At 68.3% G+C, this 23,876-nt stretch carries 24 protein-coding genes and 1 pseudogene; 9 read left to right on the forward strand and 16 right to left on the reverse strand.

From position 1 onward, the window contains the following. Positions 1 to 31 precede the first annotated feature (31 nt). Positions 32 to 313, reverse strand: a complete 282-nt coding sequence (locus D7Y21_RS10310; RefSeq protein ID WP_120564675.1) for a hypothetical protein — start codon at positions 311 to 313, stop codon at positions 32 to 34. A gap of 456 nt (positions 314 to 769) precedes the next feature. Here D7Y21_RS10310 and thrA point away from each other — a divergent pair, with 456 nt between their 5' ends. From thrA to D7Y21_RS10345, 7 genes are all read left to right on the forward strand, one after another. Beyond that, on the forward strand, positions 770 to 3,226 hold the full coding sequence (gene thrA, locus D7Y21_RS10315) for a bifunctional aspartate kinase/homoserine dehydrogenase I (protein WP_121712869.1): 2,457 nt from the start codon (positions 770 to 772) through the stop codon (positions 3,224 to 3,226). A gap of 24 nt (positions 3,227 to 3,250) precedes the next feature. Next, on the forward strand, positions 3,251 to 3,901 hold the full coding sequence (locus tag D7Y21_RS10320) for a TIGR02269 family lipoprotein (RefSeq protein ID WP_121712871.1): 651 nt from the start codon (positions 3,251 to 3,253) through the stop codon (positions 3,899 to 3,901). Positions 3,902 to 3,924: 23 nt separating this feature from the next. Continuing rightward, positions 3,925 to 4,653, forward strand: coding sequence for a double-CXXCG motif protein (locus D7Y21_RS10325; protein ID WP_120564678.1), 729 nt, complete (start codon positions 3,925 to 3,927; stop codon positions 4,651 to 4,653). Between the two features lie 553 nt (positions 4,654 to 5,206). Further along, positions 5,207 to 5,851 (forward strand): TIGR02269 family lipoprotein, encoded by a 645-nt coding sequence (locus D7Y21_RS10330; RefSeq protein ID WP_121712873.1) that lies wholly within the window; start codon positions 5,207 to 5,209, stop codon positions 5,849 to 5,851. Positions 5,852 to 5,880: 29 nt separating this feature from the next. Continuing rightward, positions 5,881 to 6,609, forward strand: a complete 729-nt coding sequence (locus D7Y21_RS10335; RefSeq protein WP_121712875.1) for a double-CXXCG motif protein — start codon at positions 5,881 to 5,883, stop codon at positions 6,607 to 6,609. A gap of 139 nt (positions 6,610 to 6,748) precedes the next feature. Beyond that, the gene (locus tag D7Y21_RS10340) at positions 6,749 to 7,393 is read left to right on the forward strand and encodes a TIGR02269 family lipoprotein (RefSeq protein WP_121712877.1); all 645 of its coding nucleotides are present in this window, start codon (positions 6,749 to 6,751) and stop codon (positions 7,391 to 7,393) included. 29 nt (positions 7,394 to 7,422) lie between these two features. Further along, positions 7,423 to 8,148, forward strand: coding sequence for a double-CXXCG motif protein (locus tag D7Y21_RS10345; RefSeq protein WP_121712879.1), 726 nt, complete (start codon positions 7,423 to 7,425; stop codon positions 8,146 to 8,148). Between the two features lie 5 nt (positions 8,149 to 8,153). Here the strand turns inward: D7Y21_RS10345 and D7Y21_RS10350 are convergent, their stop codons facing one another. The 5 genes from D7Y21_RS10350 to D7Y21_RS10370 form a co-directional block, all read right to left on the reverse strand. Next, the gene (locus D7Y21_RS10350) at positions 8,154 to 9,947 is read right to left on the reverse strand and encodes an alkaline phosphatase D family protein (RefSeq protein WP_121712881.1); all 1,794 of its coding nucleotides are present in this window, start codon (positions 9,945 to 9,947) and stop codon (positions 8,154 to 8,156) included. Positions 9,948 to 9,992: 45 nt separating this feature from the next. After that, positions 9,993 to 10,409: a VOC family protein gene (locus D7Y21_RS10355; RefSeq protein ID WP_121712883.1), complete on the reverse strand. Its 417-nt coding sequence runs from the start codon at positions 10,407 to 10,409 to the stop codon at positions 9,993 to 9,995. A gap of 65 nt (positions 10,410 to 10,474) precedes the next feature. Then, positions 10,475 to 11,332, reverse strand: a complete 858-nt coding sequence (locus tag D7Y21_RS10360) for a helix-turn-helix domain-containing protein (protein WP_121712885.1) — start codon at positions 11,330 to 11,332, stop codon at positions 10,475 to 10,477. Positions 11,333 to 11,343: 11 nt separating this feature from the next. Then, a complete protein-coding gene (locus tag D7Y21_RS10365) occupies positions 11,344 to 12,363 on the reverse strand; it encodes an alpha/beta fold hydrolase (protein ID WP_120564686.1) in 1,020 nt (339 codons plus the stop codon). A gap of 69 nt (positions 12,364 to 12,432) precedes the next feature. Beyond that, entirely contained in the window at positions 12,433 to 12,870 is a 438-nt protein-coding gene (locus tag D7Y21_RS10370; protein ID WP_120564687.1) for an SRPBCC domain-containing protein, read from the reverse strand. Between the two features lie 56 nt (positions 12,871 to 12,926). Between D7Y21_RS10370 and D7Y21_RS10375 the strand changes: the two genes are divergently transcribed. After that, on the forward strand, positions 12,927 to 13,256 hold the full coding sequence (locus D7Y21_RS10375) for a metalloregulator ArsR/SmtB family transcription factor (RefSeq protein WP_121712887.1): 330 nt from the start codon (positions 12,927 to 12,929) through the stop codon (positions 13,254 to 13,256). A 13-nt stretch (positions 13,257 to 13,269) separates the two neighbouring features. On the opposite strand, the gene D7Y21_RS10380 is transcribed toward D7Y21_RS10375, so the two are convergent. The 10 genes from D7Y21_RS10380 to D7Y21_RS10425 all read right to left on the reverse strand — a co-directional run bounded on the left by D7Y21_RS10380 (position 13,270) and on the right by D7Y21_RS10425 (position 23,318). Next, complete coding sequence (locus D7Y21_RS10380; RefSeq protein ID WP_120564689.1) at positions 13,270 to 13,752, reverse strand: hypothetical protein; 483 nt, start codon at positions 13,750 to 13,752, stop codon at positions 13,270 to 13,272. A gap of 37 nt (positions 13,753 to 13,789) precedes the next feature. Then, positions 13,790 to 14,653: a C80 family cysteine peptidase gene (locus D7Y21_RS10385; RefSeq protein ID WP_121712889.1), complete on the reverse strand. Its 864-nt coding sequence runs from the start codon at positions 14,651 to 14,653 to the stop codon at positions 13,790 to 13,792. 53 nt (positions 14,654 to 14,706) lie between these two features. Further along, a complete protein-coding gene (locus D7Y21_RS10390) occupies positions 14,707 to 15,981 on the reverse strand; it encodes an MFS transporter (RefSeq protein ID WP_120564691.1) in 1,275 nt (424 codons plus the stop codon). Positions 15,982 to 16,193: 212 nt separating this feature from the next. Beyond that, on the reverse strand, positions 16,194 to 18,095 hold the full coding sequence (locus tag D7Y21_RS10395) for a CapA family protein (protein WP_121712891.1): 1,902 nt from the start codon (positions 18,093 to 18,095) through the stop codon (positions 16,194 to 16,196). Between the two features lie 105 nt (positions 18,096 to 18,200). Next, positions 18,201 to 18,707 (reverse strand): DoxX family protein, encoded by a 507-nt coding sequence (locus tag D7Y21_RS10400; protein ID WP_120576154.1) that lies wholly within the window; start codon positions 18,705 to 18,707, stop codon positions 18,201 to 18,203. 115 nt (positions 18,708 to 18,822) lie between these two features. Then, a complete protein-coding gene (locus D7Y21_RS10405) occupies positions 18,823 to 19,590 on the reverse strand; it encodes a tRNA1(Val) (adenine(37)-N6)-methyltransferase (RefSeq protein WP_121712892.1) in 768 nt (255 codons plus the stop codon). Positions 19,591 to 19,610: 20 nt separating this feature from the next. Further along, on the reverse strand, positions 19,611 to 20,564 hold the full coding sequence (gshB, locus tag D7Y21_RS10410; protein ID WP_121712894.1) for a glutathione synthase: 954 nt from the start codon (positions 20,562 to 20,564) through the stop codon (positions 19,611 to 19,613). Between the two features lie 81 nt (positions 20,565 to 20,645). Then, positions 20,646 to 22,286 (reverse strand): serine/threonine-protein kinase, encoded by a 1,641-nt coding sequence (locus tag D7Y21_RS10415; RefSeq protein WP_121712896.1) that lies wholly within the window; start codon positions 22,284 to 22,286, stop codon positions 20,646 to 20,648. Positions 22,287 to 22,728: 442 nt separating this feature from the next. Then, positions 22,729 to 23,055 (reverse strand): hypothetical protein, encoded by a 327-nt coding sequence (locus tag D7Y21_RS10420; protein ID WP_233591688.1) that lies wholly within the window; start codon positions 23,053 to 23,055, stop codon positions 22,729 to 22,731. Positions 23,056 to 23,063: 8 nt separating this feature from the next. Then, positions 23,064 to 23,318, reverse strand: a complete 255-nt coding sequence (locus D7Y21_RS10425; protein ID WP_233612048.1) for a hypothetical protein — start codon at positions 23,316 to 23,318, stop codon at positions 23,064 to 23,066. A gap of 223 nt (positions 23,319 to 23,541) precedes the next feature. Here D7Y21_RS10425 and D7Y21_RS10430 point away from each other — a divergent pair. Beyond that, positions 23,542 to 23,876: pseudogene (locus D7Y21_RS10430) on the forward strand (tenascin-X); the annotation flags it as partial.

A 23,876-nucleotide genomic window follows, 5' to 3' on the forward strand; every position in this document is an offset into this window, starting at 1 on the left:
TCCCGACGTGGGTGTCGGGGCCCCGGTTTTTTCATTCCCGGGTGGGCTCGTTCTCTTCCTGGCGGGCTTCGGCCTTGAGGCGTCCGCTCTCCTCGCGCTCCTCGTCATCGACGTCATCGAGGACGCTCTGGGGATTGTTGCGAGGCCCGCCGACGGGGCCGTCGCTGTCGAGGGCGAACTTCTGCTCCTCGGTGGAGTGCTTGGCGTCGTCCGCGTACAGGGGCTTGGTGTCGTCCGCCTCCAGCCCCCGCTCCACGCGGTCCTTGGCGAAGCCGGGCTTGTGGGCGGTGTCGCTCTTCTTGTGGGTGGCCATGGGTTGCTCCTGAAGGGGGTGGGACGGCTCACACACGCTCAATGTCGGCAGCCCTGGCCGCGAGCACCACGGTGGGGGCCCTGGAGCGGGGGGCTGGCTGCCTGCCCCCTGACCTTGGCGCGCGGAAGCGGCTAGGATGGGGACTCCATGGTCGGACGCAGCGGGAACAACCAGCGGCACGAGGGGACGACGTCCTCCGTGGGCGTGCGTGTCCAGACCCTGCTGACCGAGACTTGCACTCGCACCGGCCTGACTCCTCGCGGAGCGCGGACCGCCTGACTTCCGAAGCGGACCTCCTGAAGGTCCCCCTTCCGAACCCGGCCCCGCGCTCCTCCCGAGCGCGGGGCTTTTTCGTTGCCCCACCTGCCAGTCGCCAACCCCGAGGCCCCGCATGACGCCGCTTCCGATGTGCCGCCCCAGCCACCGAGTTCCGATGTTCCGAGAGGAGGCCGTGTCATGCGCGTGATGAAATTCGGTGGCACCAGTGTCGGAGATGCGGAACGGATGCGCGGCGTGGTGGCGCTGGTGGAGGAGGCGCGCAAGGCCGAGCGGGTGATGGTGGTGGCGTCCGCGGTGTCGGGCATCACGAATCTGTTGGTGGAGGCGGCGAAGGTGGCGCAGGAGGGCGAGTCCGTGCAGGAGGCCTGCGCCCGGTTCGACGACACGCACTCCGCCATCGCGAAGGCGCTGAGCGTGGACCTGAAGCCCGCGCAGACGCGGCCCCTGGCGGAGGGGTTGGTGGCGCTGGGAGTGGAGCTGCGCGGGCTGTTGCAGGGCGTGGGGTTGCTGCGGGAGTGCTCGCCGTCGGTGCTGGCGCACCTGTCGGGGCTGGGGGAGCGGGCGTCGTGCCTGCTGCTCGCGGCGCTGTTGGATGCACGGGGGCTTTCGCCCGTGAGCCTGGACCCGAGGCAGGTGCTGGTGTGTTCGGGAGACCCGCTGCAGGCGACGCCCCGGGTGGAGGAGATCCGCGCGCGGTTCGCGGCGCTGCGTGAGGACGGGCCGGGGCTGATGTTGATGCCGGGCTTCTTTGGGGGGGATGCGCGCGGCAAGACGATGTCACTGGGGCGGGGAGGGTCGGACTACTCGGCGGCGTTGGCGGCGGTGGCGCTGGATGCGCGGCTGTTGGAGATCTGGACGGACGTGGACGGCATCTTCAGCGCGGACCCGCGGCTGGTGCCGGAGGCGTTCGCGCTGGAGGAGGTGAGCTTCGAGGAGGCGATGGAGCTGGCCTACTTCGGCGCGAAGGTGCTGCATCCGAAGACGATTGCGCCCGCGAGGGAGCGAGGCATCCCGGTGCGGGTGTGCAACAGCTTCCGGCCGGAGCATCCGGGCACGCGGGTGACGGCCACGGCGCCGGCTTCGCGGCACCCGGTGCGGGGGTTGTCGTTCCTGCCGGACATCGCGCTCATCAACATCGCGGGCGCGGGGTTGAAGGGTGTGCCGGGCACGGCCGCGCGCGTCTTCGAGGCGATGGCGCTGGCGTCCATCTCCGTGGTGTTGATCACCCAGGGCTCCAGCGAGTCCTCCATCAGCTTCTGCGTGGGGGAGGCGGAGGCCACGCGGGCGGTGCTGGCGCTGGAGGACGAGTTCGAGGTGGAGCGCGAGGCGGGGAAGGTGGACCCCATCGAGCACCAGCCGGGGCTCGCGGTGTTGAGCATCGTGGGAGACGGGATGCGGCACCGGGTGGGCGTGGCGGGGACGTTCTTCAGCGCGCTGGCGGACGTGGATTGCAGCATCGCTGCCATCGCGCAGGGGTCCAGTGAGCGGAGCATCTCCGCGGTGATTTCGCGGGAGGACGGGCCGCGTGCCATGGCACACGTGCACCGCAAGGCCTTTGGCACCACGGAGGTGGTGGAGCTGTTGGTTGCGGGCGTGGGCACGGTGGGCGGGGAGCTGCTGCGGCAGATTCATCAGCAAGCGCCGAAGCTGCGGGCACACGGGTTGGATTTGCGGGTGTGTGCCATTGCGAATAGCAGACACAGCCTGGTGGCGCCGGAGGGCGTGGCGCTGGACGGATGGAAGGCGCGGCTGGACGCAAGTGAGTCTGGTTTCACGCTGGACACGTTCCGAGCGTGGGCGAAGGCGAGGCGGCCGGGCCGGCCCATCTTCGTGGACTGCACGAGCAGCGAGGACGTGGCGTTGGGGTATCCGGCGTTGATGGCGTCCGGGCTGCACGTGGTGACGGCGAACAAGAAGGCCAATGCGGGGCGGCAGGAGCACTGGAAGGCGCTGCGGGAGACGGCGGTGCGGCACCAGCGGAAGTTCCTCTACGAGACGAACGTGGGGGCGGGGCTGCCGGTCATCGACACGTTGAAGAACATGCTGCGCACGGGAGACACGGTGCACCGGGTGGAGGGCATCCTGTCGGGGTCGCTGTCATTCATCCTGGGGCTGACGGAGGCCGGGGTGCCGCTGTCGAAGGCGGTGGGCACGGCGATGGAGAAGGGCTTCACGGAGCCGGATCCGCGAGACGACCTGGAGGGCACGGACGTGGCGCGCAAGGTGCTCATCCTCGCGCGAGAGCTGGGGCGGTCGCTGGAGTTGGAGGAGGTGGCGCTGGCGTCGCTGTTGCCGGAGGAGTTCGACGCGAAGGGGCCGCTGCCGGAGTTCCTGGCGCGGCTGCCTCAGGCGGATGAGATCTTCCAGAGGCGGGTGGACGCGCACCGGAAGGAAGGCAAGGTGCTGCGCTACGTGGGCAGCGTGGGACCGGAGGGCGTGCGCGTGGGCCTGGTGCCGGTGCCACTGGAGCATCCGCTGGCGGCGGTGAAGGGCGGCGAGAACGCGTTGAGCTTCCTGTCGGAGCGGTACAGCCCCACGCCGCTGGTGATTCGTGGGTACGGCGCGGGCGCGGCGGTGACCGCGGCGGGGGTGCTCGCGGATGTGTTGCGATTGGTGGAGGGGCCGTTGCCCTGAGCGCGGGTGTTAGGCTTTTCCGCCATGAGGAAAAGCCTGGCGTTCTGTGCGCTGGTGCTGTGGATGGCGGCGTGCGCGTCCAGCACGCCGCTCCAGCAGCGCTGGGATGAAGCTGAAGCGGAGTGCGGTGACGCCAGTGCGGACGCCTGTGTGACCCTGGTCTGTGGGGACACAGTGTGCGGCTTCTTCCGGTGCGAGGACGTACCGGGGGAGGTGGTGCTGGCGCGGGGATTACCGCCCCGGCCGCCACCCGTGGCCGTGGCTCCCGCTCCGGGAATCGGGCCCCGGCGCAACTGGGGCGCCAGCATGGGCCTGCCGGGTGATGTGGAACCGGTGATGGTGTTCCCCTGGTACGGGAGCCCCAAGCCCGTGCCTCCTCAGCGGCAGTTGCCGGCGGGCAAGTTCGAGAAGCACCACATCTTCCCGCAGGCCCCGGACCTTGCCCGGTGGTTCAAGGAACGAGGCGTCGACATCCACCAGTACACGATCCCCATTCCCGTGCACGTCCACCGTCGTATTCACAGCAATGGGCCCAGCGGAGGCATGTGGAATGAAGCCTGGCGCGACTTCAAGGAACAGAATCGAGGCGCTTCGCCGCAAGAAATCTTCCGGCACGCCGGGGAACTCATTTATCGCTTCCAGCTTCTGGGCGGACCCATCCAGCAGTACCACTGAACTTCGAGCGAACCCACCAGCACATGTCCCTCTTCTACTGGATGCGCAACGACAAGGTGGCGACAGCGCGCTATAGCGCGGACTTCGACGCAGGACATAAGTGGGGACTGCCGGGTCTCAAGAACTGCCCGGAGTGTGGCGCTACCTGGTCTGAGGCGGGACACGAGTATCCAGCCGTGGATCTTTCGATCATCCCCGAGCATCAGGAGTTTGAAGAGCCTCGACCTGAACCCCTTCACGAGTTCCTGCGTCTTCAAGCCCTGGTGCGTCCACTGGCCCCGTCCCATGCCGAGCTCCCTCCCGGAACGGACTTCGGCCCCCTCGTAGGAAGCGCCTCCGGTCAGTTCGGTCCCTTCACGTGGTTGGGGAATGCGCTGATGATCATCCGCCGCGACGCACTCGATGGTCTCCAGGCCGCGGGCATTCGTGGGCTGCTGGGCTGCAAGACGGAGCTGCGGTTCCGGCAGAAGACGGCTCCGGACATCCTCGAGCTTCAAATCGAACCGCGTGGCCTCCTGCACCGCGACTGCCTTCCTCCCGACCTGGCGCAGCCCTGTCCCACCTGCGGGCGGCAGGCCTTCCGCCGTCCGGACGATCCCATCCTCGACGGTGCTTCGTTGCCCACGGACAGGGACCTGTTCCGCGTCGGCAACTTCAGCACCATGATCATCGGCACGGACCGCTTCAAGGACGCGGTGGAGCAGGGCGGATGGACCGGCATCTCCTTCCGCGAACTGCCCGTGCGTTCCTGAAGCCCTACGCTGCCCTTCGTGAAGACAGTCGCTGGGGAAAGCGCTCTTCGACCCCGGGAAGGAACAGCGACTGACCGGCACGTGCGGCTTCCACGGCCTGACGGAAGTGGAGGTCGCCGTAGCGGTCGAGTACCGAGGGGTCGAAGTACTCAGCTCCGTCTCCATTCCCTTCATTCTCGATGTCAGGTGTCAGGGACTCCCAGCTCCTTGCGGCGCGTAGATCAGGGCCCGTACGCCTCCATCCGCGTAGACACGGGCGCTGTTCGCGAGGAAGACAGCCCGTGCCTGGAGCTCTCCCTTGGCGCTGAGCACCGCGTTGCGGTCTCCGTACCGGCCGTCTGGATGACGTAGGGACCGTCGCCCGTGTCGATGCCTCCAGGGACATCCACGCCTGTGTCGATGCTCCGGAGGATGCAGGGATTGAGTCCGTCAAAAGCACGGAGTTCCGCTTCCCACTGGGAATCGCGAAGGGAGTCGAGGGTCGTTGCGTTGCCCAGGTCTTCAAGTCTGACGTTGGTCACAGGGACGCCGGATATGAGTAGGTTTTTCAGCCATGCGAAAGATGCTGATGATCCTGGCGCTATGGATGGCGGCGTGCGCGTCCAGCACGCCGCTCCAGCAGCGCTGGGATGAAGCCGAGGCGGAGTGCGGTGACGCCAGCGCGGACGCCTGTGTGACCCTGGTCTGTGGGGACACAGTGTGCGGCTTCTTCCGGTGCGAGGACGTACCGGGGGAGGTGGTGCTGGCCCGGGGACTGCCGCCCCGGCCGCCACCCGTGGCCGTGGCTCCCGCACCGGGAAGCGGCCCTCGGCGCAACTGGGGCGGCAGCATGGGCCTGCCGGGTGATGCGGAACCCGTCATGGTGTTCCCCTGGTACGGGAACCCCAAGCCCGTGCCTCCTCAGCGGCAGCTGCCAGCGGGCAAGTTCGAGAAGCACCACATCTTCCCGCAAGCGCAAGACCTGGCCCGGTGGTTCAAGGAGAAGGGCATCGACATCCACCAGTACACGATCCCCATTCCCGTGCATGTCCACCGACGCATTCACAGCGATGGGCCCAGCGGGGGCATGTGGAATGAAGCCTGGCGCGAGTTCAAGAACGCGAACGACCTCGCTCCTCCTCTAGAAATCTTCAAGCATGCCGGGGAACTGATCTATCGATTCCAGCTCCTGGGTGGCCCCATCCAGCGGTACAACTGATTCTTCATCCATCCGAGGCCTGACAGTCCATGATCCACTTCTTCTGGCTGCGCGACGACGAGGCAGCCACCTCCCGTTACAGCGGAGACTTCGATGCTGCACACAGGTGGGGACTTCCTGGCCTCAAAGATTGTCCGGGGTGCGGCCTGACGTGGAGCGGATCAGGGCGGCAATACCCCGCCGTGGACCTTTCGCTCATCCCCGAGCATCGGGAATTTGAAGAGCCCCGACCCGAGCCGTTTCACGAGCTCGTCCGTCTCCAAGAATTGGTGCGCCCGCTGATGCCACCCAATGCATCTCTTCCTCCCGGCACAAGCTTCGGTCCGCTCACGGGCACTGCGTCCGGTCAGTTCGGGCCGTTCACCTGGCAGGGGACCTCGCTGATGCTCATCCGCCGCGACGCACTCGATGGCCTCCAGGCCGCGGGCGTTCGTGGGCTGCTGGGGTGCAAGACGGAGCTGCGGTTCCGACAGAAGACGGCTCCGGACATCCTCGAACTCCAGATCGAACCGCGCGGCCTCCTGCACCGCGACTGCCTTCCTCCCGACCTGGAGCCGCCCTGTCCCACCTGCGGACGACAAGGCTTCCGACGTCCGGACGACCCCATCCTCGACGGTGCTTCGTTGCCCACGGACAGGGACCTGTTCCGCTTGGACAACTTCAGCACCATGATCATCGGCACGGACCGCTTCAAGGACGCGGTGGAGCAGGGCGGATGGACCGGCATCTCCTTCCGCGAACTGCCCGTGCGTTCCTGAAGTTCAGACTGTCTTTCGTGAAGACAACCGCTGGGGAAAGCGCTCCTCGACCCCGTGAAGGAACAGCGACTGACCGGCACGTGCGGCTTCCACGGCCTGACGGAAACAGAGACGCCGGATATGAGTAGGTTTTGCCGCCATGCGAAAGATGCTGATGTTCCTGGCGCTGTGGATGGCGGCGTGCGCGTCCAGCACGCCGCTCCAGCAGCGCTGGGATGAAGCCGAGGCGGAGTGCGGTGACGCCAGCGCGGACGCCTGTGTGACCCTGGTCTGTGGGGACACGACCTGCGGCTTCTTCCGGTGCGAGGATGTGCCCGGGGAGGTGGTGCTAGCGCGGGGACTGCCACCCCGGCCGCCACCCGTGGCCGTGGCTCCCGCTCCAGGAAGCGGGCCCCGGCGCAACTGGGGCGCCAGCATGGGCCTGCCGGGTGATGCGGAACCCGTGATGGTGTTCCCCTGGTACGGGAACCCCAAGCCCGTGCCTCCTCAGCGTCAGCTGCCGGCGGGCAAGTTCGAGAAGCACCACATCTTCCCGCAGGCCCCGGACCTTGCCGCGTGGTTCAAGATCAAGGGCATCAACATCCACCAGTTCACGATCCCCATTCCCGTGCATGTCCACCGGCGTATCCACAGCGATGGTCCCAAGGGAGGTTTGTGGAACAAGGCCTGGCGTGAGTTCAGGGATACGAACGGAGGCGCTCCCCCAGAGGAAATCTTCAAGCATGCCGGGGAGCTGATCTATCGATTCCAACTCCTGGGTGGTCCCATCCAGCGGTACAACTGAGCCTTCATCCATCTGAGGCCTGACGGTCCATGCCCCCCTTCTTCTGGCTCCGCGACGACGAAGCAGCCACCTCCCGTTACAGCGGAGACTTCGATGCCGCACACAAATGGATCCTGCCCGGCATCAAGGAGTGCCCAGGCTGCGGTGTAACGTGGGGTGGATGGGGAGATCAGTACCCCGCCGTGGACCTTTCGCTCATCCCCGAGCATCGGGAATTTGAAGAGCCCCGACCCGAGCCGTTTCACGAGCTCGTCCGTCTCCAAGAATTGGTGCGCCCGCTGATGCCACCCAATGCATCTCTTCCTCCCGGCACAAGCTTCGGTCCGCTCACGGGCACTGCGTCCGGTCAGTTCGGGCCGTTCACCTGGCAGGGGACCTCGCTGATGCTCATCCGCCGCGACGCACTCGATGGCCTCCAGGCCGCGGGCGTTCGTGGGCTGCTGGGGTGCAAGACGGAGCTGCGGTTCCGACAGAAGACGGCTCCGGACATCCTCGAACTCCAGATCGAACCGCGCGGCCTCCTGCACCGCGACTGCCTTCCTCCCGACCTGGAGCCGCCCTGTCCCACCTGCGGACGACAAGGCTTCCGACGTCCGGACGACCCCATCCTCGACGGTGCTTCGTTGCCCACGGACAGGGACCTGTTCCGCTTGGACAACTTCAGCACCATGATCATCGGCACGGACCGCTTCAAGGACGCGGTGGAGCAGGGCGGTTGGGCCGGTATCTCCTTCCGTGAGCTCCCAGTCCGCTGAAACCCTCAGCCCGCGGCGGGGAAGGGAGGTGGCTCCACCACCACCTCCATGGGCAGGTTCTCCTTCTCCGCGATCCACTTCACCCACAGCTTCGGACGCGCGGTCGTGTCGCGGTGCTTGGGCCGCTCCAGCCGGATGGACAGCCAGTTGCGGTCCCGCAGGTACAGCTCCTTGCCCACCGGCAACAGCTCCGTCTGCAGGAACCCTGGCAGGTCCTCTCGGGAATCCTCCGACAACGCCAGCATCCCCTTGAACGAGAGCCATCCCGGCGGCGGATGCACGATGGGCGAGGACGTCACCTGTTCGATGAACACCTCCCCCACCGTTCCCAACGCGGGCACCAGGTGGTCCGGATTGCGTGAACGCACGCGCGCCCTCGCCCCCACGTGCACGTCCCCGGACAACACCGTCACCGCGCAGTAGGACTTCTTCGCCAGCGAGAACAGGTTCATCAACAACCGCGTGCGCTCGCCCCGGTGCACCGAGGACTCCCACTGGTCCAACAGGTCGTCGCGCAGCTCGACGCCACCTCCGCTCATCCGCTCCATCGCCGGACCGAAGCGCAAGTGCACCAGCGGCACCGACGACACCACCAGCACGTGCCGCGCCTTCTTGCCGTTCTCCGGCCGCTGGCGGTGCTCCTCGCGCCACGCGTCGAAGGCGTCCCACTGTGACCGGCTCATCACCGTGAACTCGGTCTGCGGATGCGCGTCCCCGGTGTCCATCACCCGGCTGGTCCGGCCGCTCCTCAGGTCCAGCAACACCACGTCCAGGTCACAGTCCGCCGTGGAGAAACAGAACGTCTGGAGATAGTGCTGCGCGGGCTTCACCACGCCCCGGTCGTCCGGCTCGCGTGCCTTCGCCGGCTGCTCCAAGAAACCCCGCTGGAAGGTTTCGAACGCTCGCGCCGCCGCGCTGTAGAGCGCCCGGTACCAGGGCGCCTGCTGGAGATCCTCGTGCGAACCCCATCCGTCGAAGATGTCGTGGTCGTCCCACATGAACAGGCCCGGCACCCTCCGCAGCAACGGCGCGATGCCCTGGCTCCCGCCCCACCGCTCCCGGTAGAGCCAGACGTATTCCGCGAACAGCTTCTCCGAAAGTCCGTCCGGCACCGGCAGCTTCAACCGCTCCGACCGGGGCAGCTTCATGAACGCGTTCAACACATCCAACGTGTTGTGCAGCGAGTCCGCGTAGAGCTGATCCCCACCCCCGATCAGCAGCTGGAAGCCCGGCGTCTTCGCCGGATCCACCGGGTCCCTCTGATGCTGTTGCAGCATCCGCTCCCACAATGCAAAGGGCTGCGCCAGATTGCTCCAATCACTCGCACGGCTGGCGCCGTTGCAGGAGAAGAACGCGATGTTTGGCGACACGCCCTTCGCGGGGACGACCACGTCGGACACCACCAACGGCTCCGGCGGGATGACCTTCGAGGACCACGGCCGGTTGTCTCGCGGCGTCGGACGCTCGAAGGTCACCGGCACGCCGGGCGTGTCTGGCGATTCAAAGTGATAGGACAGACGCTGGGCCACGTCCGTGCGCGGCAGGATGACCTCCCAGCGCCACACCACGCCCCGGGTGTCCTTGGGCAGGGCGGTGAGGTCCGCGGCGGGCTTCGCCTCGTCGAAGACGGCGACCCGCTTGCCCTTCGCATCCCGGAAACACAGCCTCAACGCCGGAGGCTTCTTCGCTGACGTGCTGTCCAGGAACACGTTGACGAAGAAGCTCCACACGTCGTGGGACTTCGGGTCCGGCGTGGCCTGCGCCCGGGCGTACAGGATGGGTCCCAGCAAGAGCTTCATGGGGAAAGCCTTGCATGGACACCCCCTCCCGTCGACGAAGGCGCCTTACCCCTTCGGCGGAGCCACCGCGAGCGGCTGGTACGTGCCGAAGCTCCAGACGTTCCCCTCGGGGTCCAGCGCGCTGAAGTCTCGCGAGCCGTAGTCCGTGTCGTGCAGCTCCATGACGATGCTCGCGCCCGCCGCCTTCGCTCGCGCGTACAGCGCATCCGGGTCCGTCACCACCACGTAGATGCCCTGGTTCTTCAGGGGCACGTCCTTCGACGCGGCCATCTTCAGCCGGCCGCCCTCCGCGCCGCCGAACATGACCAGGCCGTGGCCCAGCGTCAGCTCGACATGGGCGATGGCGCCGTCAGGCTTGCGGTAGACGACCCGCTCCTCGCAGCCGAAGGCCTGCTTCAGGAAACGCAGGGCCGCTTCGGGGTCGGCGTAGTGGACGAAGGGATACAGGCTGGGCAGGGACATGGTGTGTCTTCCTTTCACCGCGCATCCTGCCCATCCGCTCACGGTTCTTCTTGGACGGATTTTACCTACGCGCCGGATTCGAACCCGCCCGCGTCAGGTAGCGCACGCCGCAGGAGGGCGGACGGAGGCCCGCCGGTGAACTGGCGGAAGTCCCGGTTCAGGTGCGCCTGGTCGAAATAGCCCAGCTCCAGCGCGAGCTCCGCCCAGCGCACCGGGCCTCCGGACTTGATGCGCTCCACCGCCCGGTCGAAGCGCAACAGGCGCGCAAGCCTGCGTGGCGGCAGCCCCACCTGTTCATGGAACTGGTGGATGAGGTGCTTGTGGCTGTGGCCCAGCTCTCTCGCCAGCGTGGCGATGTCCACCTGGCCTCCTGTCCTCTGGATGCGCTCCACCGCCCACTTCACGCCCGCATCCACCGCGGGCCCCCGCTCCGCTCGCTGGAGCAGGAACGCGTCCGCGAGGGCGAAGCGCGCCGCCCAGTCCCGCGCCTCCGCAAGGGACTCCACCAGCCGCCGTGCCTCGCCGCCCCACAGGTCCTCCAGGCCCGTCACCCGGTGAGCCAGCTCGTGCATGGGCAGACCGAAGAGGCGCCTTGCCCCCAGCGGCGTCAGGTTCACCTGGAGCCCGTGGGACTCGCCGTTGTGCTCGGTGGTGCTCCAGCGCTCATCCAGCCCCGCGACGAAGCCGGAGCGATGCCGCGTCACCCGGCCCGCGTCGTCCAGGTGCTTCAGCAGCGGGCCGAACTCCAGGATGAGCACCACCTGCACGCCGGGCAGCTCCTGCCGGCGCATGGGCTGGGGCATGGCCTCGCGAAAGCCGCAGTAGTCCCGGATGAGCGGCGCCAGCGCCGGTGGCGGCGTGGCCAGCGCCATCTCCCAGCCGCCCCGCTCGGACGCGTGGCGCACCACGCGGATGCGATGCATGGCGCGGAAGGCTACTTCGAAACCTTGCGCAGGAAGTCCAGCAAGGCCGAGTGCCACTTCTCCGGCGACTCGAAGTGGGGGATGTGGCCCACGTTCGGGATCTCCACCAGCGTGGCGCCCGGGATGGCCGCGGCGGTCTTCTTCCCCAGCGCCGGGTACTGCCCCAGCTTCGGCAAGAGCGCGGGCGGCACGCTGCCCTTGCCCACCACCGTGCGGTCCTCCTGACCAATCACCACCAGCGTGGGCACCTTCACGAACGGGAACTCGTGCACCACCGGCTGCTCGTAGATCATCGTCTGCGTGGCCGCGGACACCCAGGCCAGGCGCGGGTACTCACCGCTGAGCGTCTGGCGGTAGAGGACCTGGACGTATTCGTCGTACTCGGGCTTCCACTTCACGTAGTAGCCGCGCTGGTACTTGCGCAGCCCCTCCTCCGTGGCCTTCAGGTTCTCCTGGTAGAGGTCCTCGGTGGACTTCCAGGGGACGGACTCGCGGTAGTCCTCCAGGCCAATGGGGTTCTCCAGCACCAGCTGCGTCGTCACCTCCGGGTACATCAGCGCGAAGCGCGTCGCGAGCATGCCGCCCATGCTGTGACCCACCACCACGGCCTGCTTCACGCCCACTTCGTCCAGCACCTGCTTCGTCAGCGACGCCAGCGTGTGGAAGCTGTACGCGATGGCCGGCTTGGACGACTTGCCGAAGCCAATCTGATCCGGCACCACGACCCGGTAGCCCGCGCCGGTGAGGACGCGAATCGTGTCCTTCCAGTACGCGCCGAAGAAGTTCTTGCCGTGCAGCAGCACCACCGTGCGCCCGTTGGCGTTGCCCGTGGGCTTCACGTCCATGTACGCCATGCGCAGGTCCTGGCCCTCCAGCTTCACGGACAGGAACTGCACGGGAGCAGGGTAGGGGTAGCCCTCCATGCCCAGGCCCAGCGCCTCCGGGGCGCGCTTGGACTCCTGCGCGTTCGCGGCGGGCGCGGAGAGCAGCAGGGCGGACAGGAGCAGGGCGGGCACGCGGATGGACGACATGGGGCTCCTTTGCGAACGGGACGCGAGGGAACGGCAGTCTGGCCGGGACATTCCCCCGCGTCGCGGATTTCAGAACGCCCCGCCCTCCCGAAGGTTGATGCCGAACTCCAGGTAGCCCTTGAGGCAGAGCATCATGTGCATCCAGCCACCCGCGTTGTCGTAGGACGCCTTGATGCCCTTCTCATCCGGCTTCCATCCGGACTCGCTGATCTTCACCATCGTGTTGCTTGCGTCCAACGGCACGAAGCGCATCTCCACGCGCGTGTTGTAGCTGTCGTCCGCGGGCCACTCGAAGACGATGCGCTCGTTGGGAATCACCTCGCGCGTGATGACGTCGAACTCGCCCGGCGCCTCCGCGAAGCTCCACTTCACCGTCGCGCCCGCCGCCAGCGGACCGCTGCTCGTCTTCACGAAGTAGCCGCTCAGCTTCGCGGGGTTCACCACCGCCTCGAACACCTGCGCCACCGGCTTGCGGATCTTCAACTGCACCTGGAACTTCGGCTCCATGTGGCACCCCTGGTCGTGAACTGGTCCTGCCCGCAAATAGGTTATAGAAATATAACATGTCAAGGAGCGACCAGGACGACGTCCTCTTCAAGGCGCTGGCGGACTCGCGCCGGCGGGCCATCCTGGACCTGTTGAAGGACGCGCCCCGGACGACCGGGGAGCTGTGCGAGCACTTCGAGAAGACCCTGGACCGCTGCACCGTGATGCAGCACCTGAAGGTCCTGGAGAAGGCGGAGCTGGTGCTGTCCCACAAGGATGGGCGCACGCGGTGGAACCACCTCAACGCGGCGCCCATCCAGGACATCCACGCGCGGTGGATCAGCTCCTACGCCACCCACGCGGTGAAGCTGCTGACGAAGCTGAAGCGGGACCTGGAGGAGGACTGACGGCGGGCCCGGGCTACTTCACGGTGGAGCCCCCGCCACCGCCTCCGTCGCGGAAGAAGCGCTCCATCATCTTCTGGTGGTGCAGGTTCTTGCTCCCGGCCCCCGCCTTGTTCTTGCCGGGCGCGTAGCGGTGGATGGCCCACAGGTTGGCCACCCGGATGTTCACGTTGTCGGGCGGCGGGATGTATTGGCCGTCCACCCGGTAGACGAACTCGTAGCGCGTCCCATTCAGCACCACGTGCTCGTACCGGTGGTTGTTGGCCACGTTCGTCGGCGCGGCCCCGGTGTTGAAGGCATTCAGCAGGGCCAGGATGCAGAGCTGGTACTCGTTATAGGAGTCCAGGTGCTTGATGCAGCGGTTCTCCTGGGCATTGGTGACCTGGACCAGGAGGAACCGGATGTTGTTGTCCTGAGCGACGTTGCTCCAGGAGTCCAGGAGGAAGTCCCCCACGGCCACGGCGTTGGGGACGGGGAAGTGCGGGTTGACTGGCGGCATGGACGGCTCCTCGTGAAGGGGAAAGGCGGATGGACGCTCAATCCTTGCGGCCGGCGCGGTCCTGCGAGCGGTTCCTGGACAGCTGCTGGGTGCGGTTGGAGTTCCAATACCAGACGACCTTCACCTGATCCGCGTCGTTCACCATCCAGTCGATGTTGTCGTTGTCCAGGTAGAACGCCTTGCGGCCTTCCAGATGGGGCATCCCTTTGTGTTTCGCGAATTCGGCGGTGGCCACGCTCACGGAGCGCGTATAGGCAGCCACCTCCGTGGCCAGCCGGCAGGGCTTCCACAGGTAATTATGGAAGTCCTTGGCGAAGTTGACGGACTCGGTATCCACCTTCTCTCCCGCCTTGCAGGACACCAGGGTGACGCGCAGGGCGGCCTTGGCGCCCCAGGTATGGACGACCGCGTAGGCGAGGTTGAAGGCATTCACGCCCTGGACGGTGGTGCCCTGCCCGTGACCGACGAGGTACAGGCGGCTCTTGTTCGTCAGCGCTCCGAACTTCTGCTTGAGCTCCTGCGAGATGCTGCCTGCCTGGGGGTCCAGCTCGATGATGTCCGAAGGCAGGCCCTTGCTTTGGGCCTTGTTGTGGAGCGCCGTTCCCGCGTCGTCCACCGGCTTGTAGTTGCTCGTATTGGTGAGCTTCACCACGAGCTGCCGGTCGTAGCGGCTCACCGGCGCAAGCACCTGCTGCGTCGGCTGTTGCTGCGGAGGCGTGAAGCCGAAGGGCTGCTGCACCTGGGGTGTATCCGGCACACGCGACACCAGGAGATACGTCGAATCATGTGGAGCGGAGACGCCACATCCCGAGCACCACTTGTCCCCGGAGGGATAGGGCGACTCGGTGATTTCATTGAAATAGGAGAGGCAGCTGGGGCACTGGAAGTCGTGCAGGTACATGGCTTCCGGCCAGTCTAAACGCAGACGGCCCGGCCGGACGACGACCCCATGGGTCAGTGCGCGCTGTCGGAGAACGGCTGCACTTCGGCCAGGGCCAGGGGCTCGTTCTCGAAGCGCGCGGGCTTGAGCAGGCGCGTGGTGAGCACCAGCGCGAGGAAGATGGCGCTGGAGCCGATGGTCACGAAGCGCAGGTTCATGCGGTCCGCCAGCGCGCCCTGGAACCAGACGCCCAGCGAATAACCCGCGCCCAGCACCATGCTGTAGAGGCTGCCCATGCGCGCCTGCAGCTCACGCGGCACGCGGCCCTGGCAGGACGCGCTCAGGCTGCTCATCAGGATGAGGTAGTTGGCGCCGAGGAAGAAGATGCACACCGCCGCCACCTGGAGCGTGGGCGCCAGCCAGTACACGCCCGACAGCACCGCGATGGTCGTCGCCGAGTAGCCGCGCAGCTTGCGCTGCCCGAAGAGCTCCGCGAGCGTGCCCACGCACAGCGCCGCCGTCACCGCGCCCGCGCCCTGGCACGTCACCAACAGCGACGTGGCCGCCGCGCCCTGGCCCAGCTCGCGGATGGCGAACACCGGCACCAGCCCGATGAAGGGCGCCACCAGCGCGGCCACGAAGAAGGTGGCCACCAGCACCAGCGAGATGTCCTCGTCGTCGCGCGCCACGGTGATGCCGCGCCGGATGCCATCCCAGAGCGGTTCACGCTTCGCGGCCGGGTCCCGCGCGGGCGGCACCACGCGCCACAGCGCCACCAGCACCGCGAAGAAGGACAGCGTGTTCGCGAGCAGCGCCCACGCGGGCCCGCCCGCCTGCAACACCACCGCGGCCAGCGTGGGCCCCAGGATGCGGCCCAGGTTGAACTGCGCGGAGTTGAGGCTGGTGGACAGGTGCAGGTCTTCCGGCGGCACCAGCTCCGCCAGCAGCGCGGAGAAGGCCGGATAGGTGAGCGTGCTCACGCACCCGTTGAGGAACGAGATGACACCGATGACGGACACCGACAGCTGCCCGCGGAAAGCCAGCACCGTCAGCACGGCCGCGAGCACCGCCTGCAGCAGCGAGCCCAGCGCCGCGTACGCGCGCCGGTCGAAGCGGTCCGCCAGCGCACCGCCCACCGGCGCCAGCACCACCGCGGGCAGGAACGACAGCGCGACGATGGCGCCCGTCCACTCCGCGCGGCCGGTGGTCTGCGTGACGTACACGCCCATCGCCACCGTCTCCATCCAGGTGCCGATGTTGGAGATGAGCGCGCCCACCCACACCGCGAAATAACCGGGGTAGTCGAACGGGCGCAGCGAAGTCAGTCGTGGGAGTCGATGGGCAGGCACGTCGATGGCTGTCTTAGCGCACGCCGCCCACACATGCCTTGCACGGCGCGGCACGCTTGGAGGCGCAATGAAGCGCACGGCAGCCCAGGCAGCAGCCCGGCTTCAACAAGCGCGCATTCCCTGACGGTGATGCGCGATGCGTGACACACAAAACACCCACGGAGGTGCTGCTTCCGTGGGTGCGGGTGTGGCGTTGTCGTGAAGGCTCGGCGTCAAGGCGCGGTGCTGGAGGCCGTGACGGGCGACTTGCGCGGAGAGAGGCGGCCGTCGTCCGCGATGCGGGCGCCCGTGTCCGGGAAGTCCTCGGTGGTGAGCTTGCGCACCAGCGAGACGACGTTGGCGGCCGGGTCCGGCTGGGTGATGCCTTCACCGACCTGCTTGGTGGGGAGGATGCGGCCGTTGGAGAAGCGGCCGTTGGCGTCCAGCTCCACCTCCAGAATCATGCCCAGGCCCTGCGGACCCTTGAGGTTGAAGCGGCCGTAGGTGGCGAAGTTGCCCATGGAGTAGGCGATGAGGCGGCCCTGGTAGAACTCCATGGCGCGCGCGACGTGCGGGCCGTGGCCGAGCACCAGGTGCGCGCCCGCGTCCACCACCGCGTGGGTGAAGACGCGCAGGTCGCCGCGGTCCTCGCCGAAGAACATCTCCCTGCCGGCCGGGACGTGCAGGGCCTTGCCGCCCTCCGCGCCGCCGTGGAAGGAGACGATGACGATGTCGTGCGTGGCGGCGGTCTGCTTCACCAGCGCGGTGGCGGTGGGCAGGTTGTTGAGGTGGTTGCAGCCCGCGGACGTGTGGAAGGCCACGAGTCCAATCTTCAGCCCGTTGCGCTCCACGGTGGCCACGCTGCCCGGCGGACCGCTCCAGGCGATGCCCAGCGCGTCCAGGGTGGACTCGGTGGCGCGGCGGCACTCCTCGCCGAAGTCGCCGGAGTGGTTGTTCGCGGTGGAGACCACGTCCACGCCGGCCTGCTTCAGGTAGTCGCCGAAGGACGTGGGGGAGCGGAACGCGTAGCAGTTCGCGGGCGAGCGGCACTTGGTGGTGCGGCCGGTGTCGCAGAGCGGCCCTTCCAGGTTCACGAAGGTGAGGTCGGCGTCCTCCAGCAGGGGACGCACGGCCGCGATGACGCTGCCGCCGCCCTCGGGCGGCAGGTAGCCCTCTGGCACGGTGGTGCCGAGCATCAGGTCACCGGCGGCGCGGATGCGCAGCTTCGCGCCCGGGGGCGGGGGAGGGCGGGGCGTGCTGTCCACGGGCTGCGCGAGCTTCGCCTGGAGCGCGGCCTGGTTGCGGGCCTGCGTGAGCGCGCCCTCCAGGTCCGGCTGGTTGGGATTGAGCGCGCGCACCTGCGTCCACTGCGTGAGGGAGTCCGCCCAGCGGCCTTCGACGGAGTAGGCCCAGCCGAGCTCCCAGCGGCAGTCGGCGCGGGACGGCGCGGCCTGCACGCACGCGGACAGCTCCGCGATGGCGGTGCGTGAGTCCTTGGACTGGAGGGCGGCGACACCCCGGGCGTAGTGCTCGTCCGGGTTGCCCACGGTGGCGAGGCCGGACGCGCCGGCCTTGCCGTGCATCACGAGGCCCGCGGCGCGCAGGGCACCGATGCTGGCCTCCACGGCGATGCGGCCTGCCTCGGAGAGGGATTCTGTCTGGCTTTGCGCGGCGCCCGTGGCCGGCACCGTGTTCGCCCCGGGAGGCGACGACGGAATGGACTCGGCGAGGCCCGCGGGCATCCGCACGGAGACAGGCGTGGCGGAGTCACTGGAGGCCGTGCCGTCCGCGAAGGTCACACCGGCGGACGCGCCCTGCGACGCGAAGCTCGCGGTCTTCACGACGCCCGCGGTGCTCGCGACAGCGGAGGGGTTCCGCGTGGCGGCCGTCACGGACGCGAGGCCCGCCGCATCCAGCTGCCGCGTCACCCGCGAGCTCCCCATCGCCCCTCGCACGGAGGCCATGCCCGCGGCTTCCAGCCGTCCGGCGCCCGCATCCCGGATGACGGAGCGCACGGAGGCCATGCCCGCGGCGGTGAGGCGCGCGGTGCTGGAGGACTCGGCTGTGGAGAAGTTGGGGACAGACGCGGCGGGCGCGGCGAGCGCCAGCATCAGCAGGACGGACGGGGGGGCCATGGCCCGCGCATCTTACGGGATGAAGCGGGGGCAGGGGCGCTACCCACGGGCCCGGTTCGGTAGCAGCCGGGCAGGCGACACCCACACACCCCTTGAAGGCCCTGGCTACCCGAGCGCGTCGAGCAGCACCGAGCCCCGGCGCTGACGCGGCAGCAGCCGGAAGTGCCTCAGCTCCCGGCGCTTCACCCGCCGCTCCAGCGCGCTGTGCAGGGACAGCCGCCCCGGCCCGCGCATCAGCGTCCCGAGCGCGATGGCGATGAGCGCCACGTTGAACTCGTAGCCGCCCTTGGTGATGTCGAAGCCGTTCTTCCTGTGCACCTTCGCGATGGCCATCGCCTGCGTGACGATGACCGACACCGCCGTGAAGCGCGTCGCGATGCCCAGGATGGAGCTCACCCCGGCCACCAGCTCCGTGATGCCCGTGGCCAGCAGCCACGGCTTGCCGGGCTTGATGCCCAGCTGCTCGAACATGCCCGCTTGCTCCTCGATGCCTTCCTTCTTCAGCTTCGCCAGGCCGTGATGAATCATCGTCGCGCCCAGCGACAGGCGCGGAGGCAGCAGCGCGGCCGACTTCAGCAGCGACGGTTGTTCGTTGAGCATCGTCACGTTCATGGGGCTCTCCTCATCGGGACGCGGACGTCCGGTAGGTGAAGTGCCCCTTACGTTGTGACGCATCCGCCCATCCGGCCCCGACGCTCGCAGGGACCCACGTCTGGCGGCCGGGCACTCAACCCCCGTTCCGCTCCGCCAGCGGCACGTCCATCAGCGCCGCCACCTCCGCGCTGTAGCCGCCGGGTCCCTCGCCATGAACGATGAGCGGCGCACGCACCGACAGGCCCCGGTCCTGGTCCCTCAGCGCCTGCACCAGGAAGCGCGTGGCGGGCGCGTCCACCCGCGCATGCACGGAGCGCAGCACCCGGGGGAACAACCGCGCGCTCGCGAGCACCCCCAACACCTCCGCCAGCCTCGCCGCCGGATACACCAGGCTCACGCCGCCACCGGGCCGCAGGGCATGCCGCGCCGCCGCGACCACGGACGGCGCATCACACGCGACCTCCGACTTGGACACGGCCCGCTCCGCGTCCGGGCTCACCACGCCTGCCTCGGCCCGGCGGAACGGCGGGTTGGACACCACCTGGCCGTAGGCCCCGGAACTGAACAACGACCGTGCCTGCCGCAGGTCCCCGAGCACCGGCCGCACCCGGCCCTCGCATCCGTTGAGCGCCACCGCGCGCGTCAGCCGTTCGTGCACCGCGGGCTGGAGCTCCAGCGCATCCACCGGGCCCGCGAAGCCGAACTGCTTCACCAGGAGCAGCGACACCACGCCGCTGCCCGCGCCCAGCTCCAGCACGGGCCCGGGCAGGTCGTGCCCTTCCGTGGCAGCGAAGTGCGCCAGCAGCACCGCGTCCAACGTGAAGCGGTAGCCCGTGCGGCGCTGGAACACGCGCACGTCCGCGGTGCCAATGGAGTCCAGCGTCTCGCCGTCCTCCGGCATCCTGTCGGAAACGGCCACGGTCAGCGCGCGCCGTGCATCCGCTCGGCCACGTCCAGCACGCGCGCCTCGCAGGAGACGCCGTCCAGGTGGCTGGCCTCCACCAGGCCCGTGGGGCTGGTGACGTTCACCTCCGTGAGGTAGTCGCCCAGCACGTCGATTCCCACCAGCGTCAGCCCCTTCTCCTGGAGCGACGGCTTGAGGCGCTTGCAGATGAGCAGGTCGCGCTCGGTGATGTCCGCCTTCATCGGCGTGCCGCCCGCGGCCATGTTGCCCCGGTGGTCCGCGTCCGACGGCACGCGCAGCACCGCGCCCACCGGGTCTCCGTCCACCAGGATGATGCGCTTGTCGCCCAGGCGGCTCTCCGGCACGTACGCCTGCGCGAGGATGGGTTCCTTCCCGCCCTGCGTGAGCAGCTCCACCATGGAGCGCGCGTTGCGGTCCCCCGGCGCGAGGAACAGGATGCCCTTGCCGCCGAAACCGTCGATGGGCTTCAGGATGGTGCCCTGCGGGTTCTTCGCCGCGAACTCCAGCACCACGGACAGCTCGCGCGTCACGCGCGTCTCCGGCATCAGGTCCGGGAAGTTCAGCGTGAAGAGCTTCTCGTTCGCGTCGCGGATGCCGGACGGGTTGTTGATGAAAATGGGCGAACGGTCCGGACACAGCTCCACCAGCTGCGTGGCGTGCAGATAGTCCGCGTCCACCGGCGGGTCCTTGCGCAGGAAGAGCACGTCCAGCTTCGACAGGGGCCGCACGTCCTCGCTCAGCACGTCGAAGTGGTGCCCCACCTCACGCCGCACCCGGACCCGGCGCATGCGCGCCTCCGAGCACCGGCCGTTGAAGCGCAGCCAGCCCTGTTCGAAGTAGTAGACGTCGTGCCCCCGCCGCTGTGCCTCCAGCATCAGCGAGAACGTCGTGTCGTGGTCCACCCGCACGCTCTCGAGCGGGTCCATCAGGAAGCCAAGGGAGAGGGCCATGAGGGGCGGAAGATAGCGGACGCCCTCCGCCCGTGCTGCTCCTTCGAACGTGCCTTCGTCCACGCTGGAACGGACGGGGGTCTAGCGGCCCGGCAGCTCCCTCAGCTTGAGGTTGAGGCGCACGGGCTTGCCCGCCTCCACCGGCACGGCGAGCACGCGGCGCTTCTTGTCCTCGCCCACCAGAATCAGCTCCGCCTGTCCCACCGGCAGGGAGCGCTTCACCAGCGGCGCGCGGCCCAGGGACTTGTTGTTGAGGAAGATCTCCGCGGGCTCGTCCAGGAAGAGCGTCACCTCGCCCTTTCCCTTGCGGCCACGGCTGCCCCGGTTGGCGGTGGCATCCTCCCGGTCGGTGTCCCGGTCCTTCGTGCCTGCCCGGTCGCGATCCTTGTCCTTGGTGTCGCGGTCCTTGGTGTCCTTGTCCGCCTCCACGACGGCCACGTCTCCGCCGGGCACGGGGGCGTTGGGCGGCAGGATGGGGACCATGGCGCCCAGGCTCATGGGCGGGGGAGGGGGCGCCTTCTCCTCGGCCTCCAGCAGCTGGGTGAGCCGGAACGCGCCGTAGGCCAGGCCCAGGAAGAGCGACAACGACAGGAGCGCCCACACCGCGCCCAGCTTCGAGCGCTTCACCGGAGGCGCGGTCTCGTCGCTGCCGGGCGCCTCCGCGCGCAGCTTCGCGATCTCCGCCTTCTTGCGCGCCTCCACGACACTGAGCGCGGTGGCCTTGCGCTCCGGCAGGTAGGGGCCGTCATCCTTCTGGAGCGCCCGCTTCGCCGACGCCAGCACCTGGCTGCTCGTGGTGACGTCCGCGCTCTCCAGCAGGGACCGCGTGGCCGCCATGCGCTCCGCGAACAGGCTCTTCATGAGCGCGGCGCGCTGGTCCGCGTCCATCAGCTTGCCGCCGGCCGCCTTCTCGATGGCGCGCGCCATGTCCCGCCCGGACGGGTAGCGGCGGTCCACGTTGCGCTCCAGCGCGCGCATCACCACGCGGGAGATGTCCTCGGAGATGTGCGGCAGCAGCACGGACGGCCACGGGATGGCGTCCTCGAGGATCTTCACCATCTCGTCGCGCTCGGTCTTGCCCGCGAAGAGCCGCTCGCCGGTGATGAGCTCGTGCATCACCACGCCCACGGAGAACAGGTCGCTGCGACCGTCCAGCGCATCGCCGCGCACCTGCTCCGGGGACATGTACCCGGTGGTGCCCTTCACCGTGCCCACGCTGGTGCGCTCCAGGCTGTTCTTCGCCTTGGCGATGCCGAAGTCGAGCAGCTTCACGGTGCCGTCGTACGTCACCATGATGTTCTTCTGCGCCACGTCGCGGTGGATGACGGGGCTCGCTTCGCCGCCGGGGGACGTGAAGGTGTGCGCGTAGTGCAGCGCCAGGCACACGTCGCGGGCCACGGACAGGGTGAAGGCCAGCGGCACCGGCTGGCGCTTCTTCATGCACGCGCTGGTCACCTGGTTCAGGTTCTGCCCGCCGATGAACTCCATGGCCAGGTAGAGCCCGTCGTCCTCCTCCCCCAGGTCGAACACCTGCGCGATGTTCGGGTGGTTGAAGGCCGCGGTGATGCGCGCCTCGTCCAGGAACATGCGGACGAACTGATCATTGGAGCGCGCGTCCGGGAGGATGCGCTTGATGACCACGTACTTGCGGAAGCCGCCCGGGCCCGACGTGTAGCCCAGGAACAGCTCCGCCATGCCGCCCACGGTCAGCTGCGTGAGCACCTCGTACTTCCCGATGCGCTCGCCCCGATGGAAGTCGATGAGCTCATCCTCCAGCGCCTTGGGAAAATGGCGCCCGCGTCGTGATGAAAGCCGGCCGGACCATAACAGGGCTGTTGCATCCAGGGTCCTTCCTTGGCGGTGTCATGCCCCCCAGGTTCCCTGTGGATCACCTGTGGATGGTGTGGACGGCCCTGTGGACAACCGGGGGCTCGGAAGCCCCCCTGTGGATGCCCGGGGGAAACCGGCAATTTACCCACATGTAGCAGATCGCCGATTCATGAATGAATCCGCAAGCTTGCTGACTTGTCCCCAACTCGGCTCCCCCTACCTCTTCTACCAGTTGATCAACACTCCAATTAGACTGGTGAAAAGAAGCGGGTCCGGTGCACAAGTCGGAAACCGACAGGCATCCGCGGAACAGCGAACGGCGCGGGACAGAACGCTACAGGATCGTGGCGCGAAGCCGCTCCAGCAGCCCGGGCAGTTCCTGGAGCAGCTGCCGGTCCAGGTCCTCCAGCGCGGCGCGGTGCATGACCAGGTCCTCCGGCTCCCGGTCCGCGGCCATCATGCGCTGCAGGCCGCGCAGGCGCTGGTTGCGCTGGACCAGGCGGGCCAGGGTGTCGTCCAGCTCCTCCGCGAGCGCCGAGTCCAGGTGCAGCTCCTGGCCCACCAGCTCCCGCAGCTGCTCCACGCGGTAGGTGAGCTCCCAGCTCTCCTCGTAGCCCGCGCGCCGGGGCAGCATCTGCCCATACGTCCACCGCTCGTTCACCAGGTCCTCTAGTGCGGCCGGGGCCGGGTGAGGCCCGTCAGTGACAGCCGGGTGCGCATCGGGTCCAGCTCCACGTGCATCCGGCAGTCCGCCACGTCCAGGCGCAGGGTGTAGGGAGGACAGGAGGCCTGCCCCGAGTGGGCCTCACAGGCGCGAGCGCCCATGCGGAACAACTCGGCCAGCACCGCCCGCCGGACCTCCGCAGACAGCCGGTCCACGGTGGATTGTACACCCCGGGCGATGAGCACCGTGAATGCCTGCAATCCTGGAGAATCCTGCGGAGGGCCGGCCAGGGTCATCCCCCCGCCCGTTGCCAGAACCGTACCCTGCGACAGGCCTGTCGTTCCGGGGGGTTGGAAGGGCTCGAAACCCTTGGGGCTGAAAAAAACTCAGGCATGGAAGTGCCCAATCCTGAAACCCCGGGGGGTGGGGTGCCGTGGGACATGGGGATGGAGAGGGGTGTAAAGGCAGGGCAGGGAGGGCACGATGGCGCGCACGCGGACGGTGGGCAGTGGGGGCCTGACGATGGCCCTGGCAATGGCCCTGGCGGCCCTGGTGGCCTTCGGAAGCGCCTGCCGGGACGAACCCCCGCTGACGGGCGCCCGGAGCCTCCTACGGGTCTCCCAGGAGGCCGTGACGTTCCCGGCCAGCTACCCCCAGGTGGAGCGGGTGGTGGAGTTCCGGGTGGTGAACGCGGGCCGGACGACGCTGGACGTGGAGTGGACGGCGCTGGCCGCCCCCTTCTCCGCGTCCGGGTTGCCCACACGGATGGTGCCGGGCGAGGTCCCGGTCCGGCTGTCCTACCGGCCGGAGGCCACGGG

The organism is Corallococcus sp. AB045 (assembly GCF_003668895.1).
Classification (GTDB): domain Bacteria; phylum Myxococcota; class Myxococcia; order Myxococcales; family Myxococcaceae; genus Corallococcus; species Corallococcus coralloides.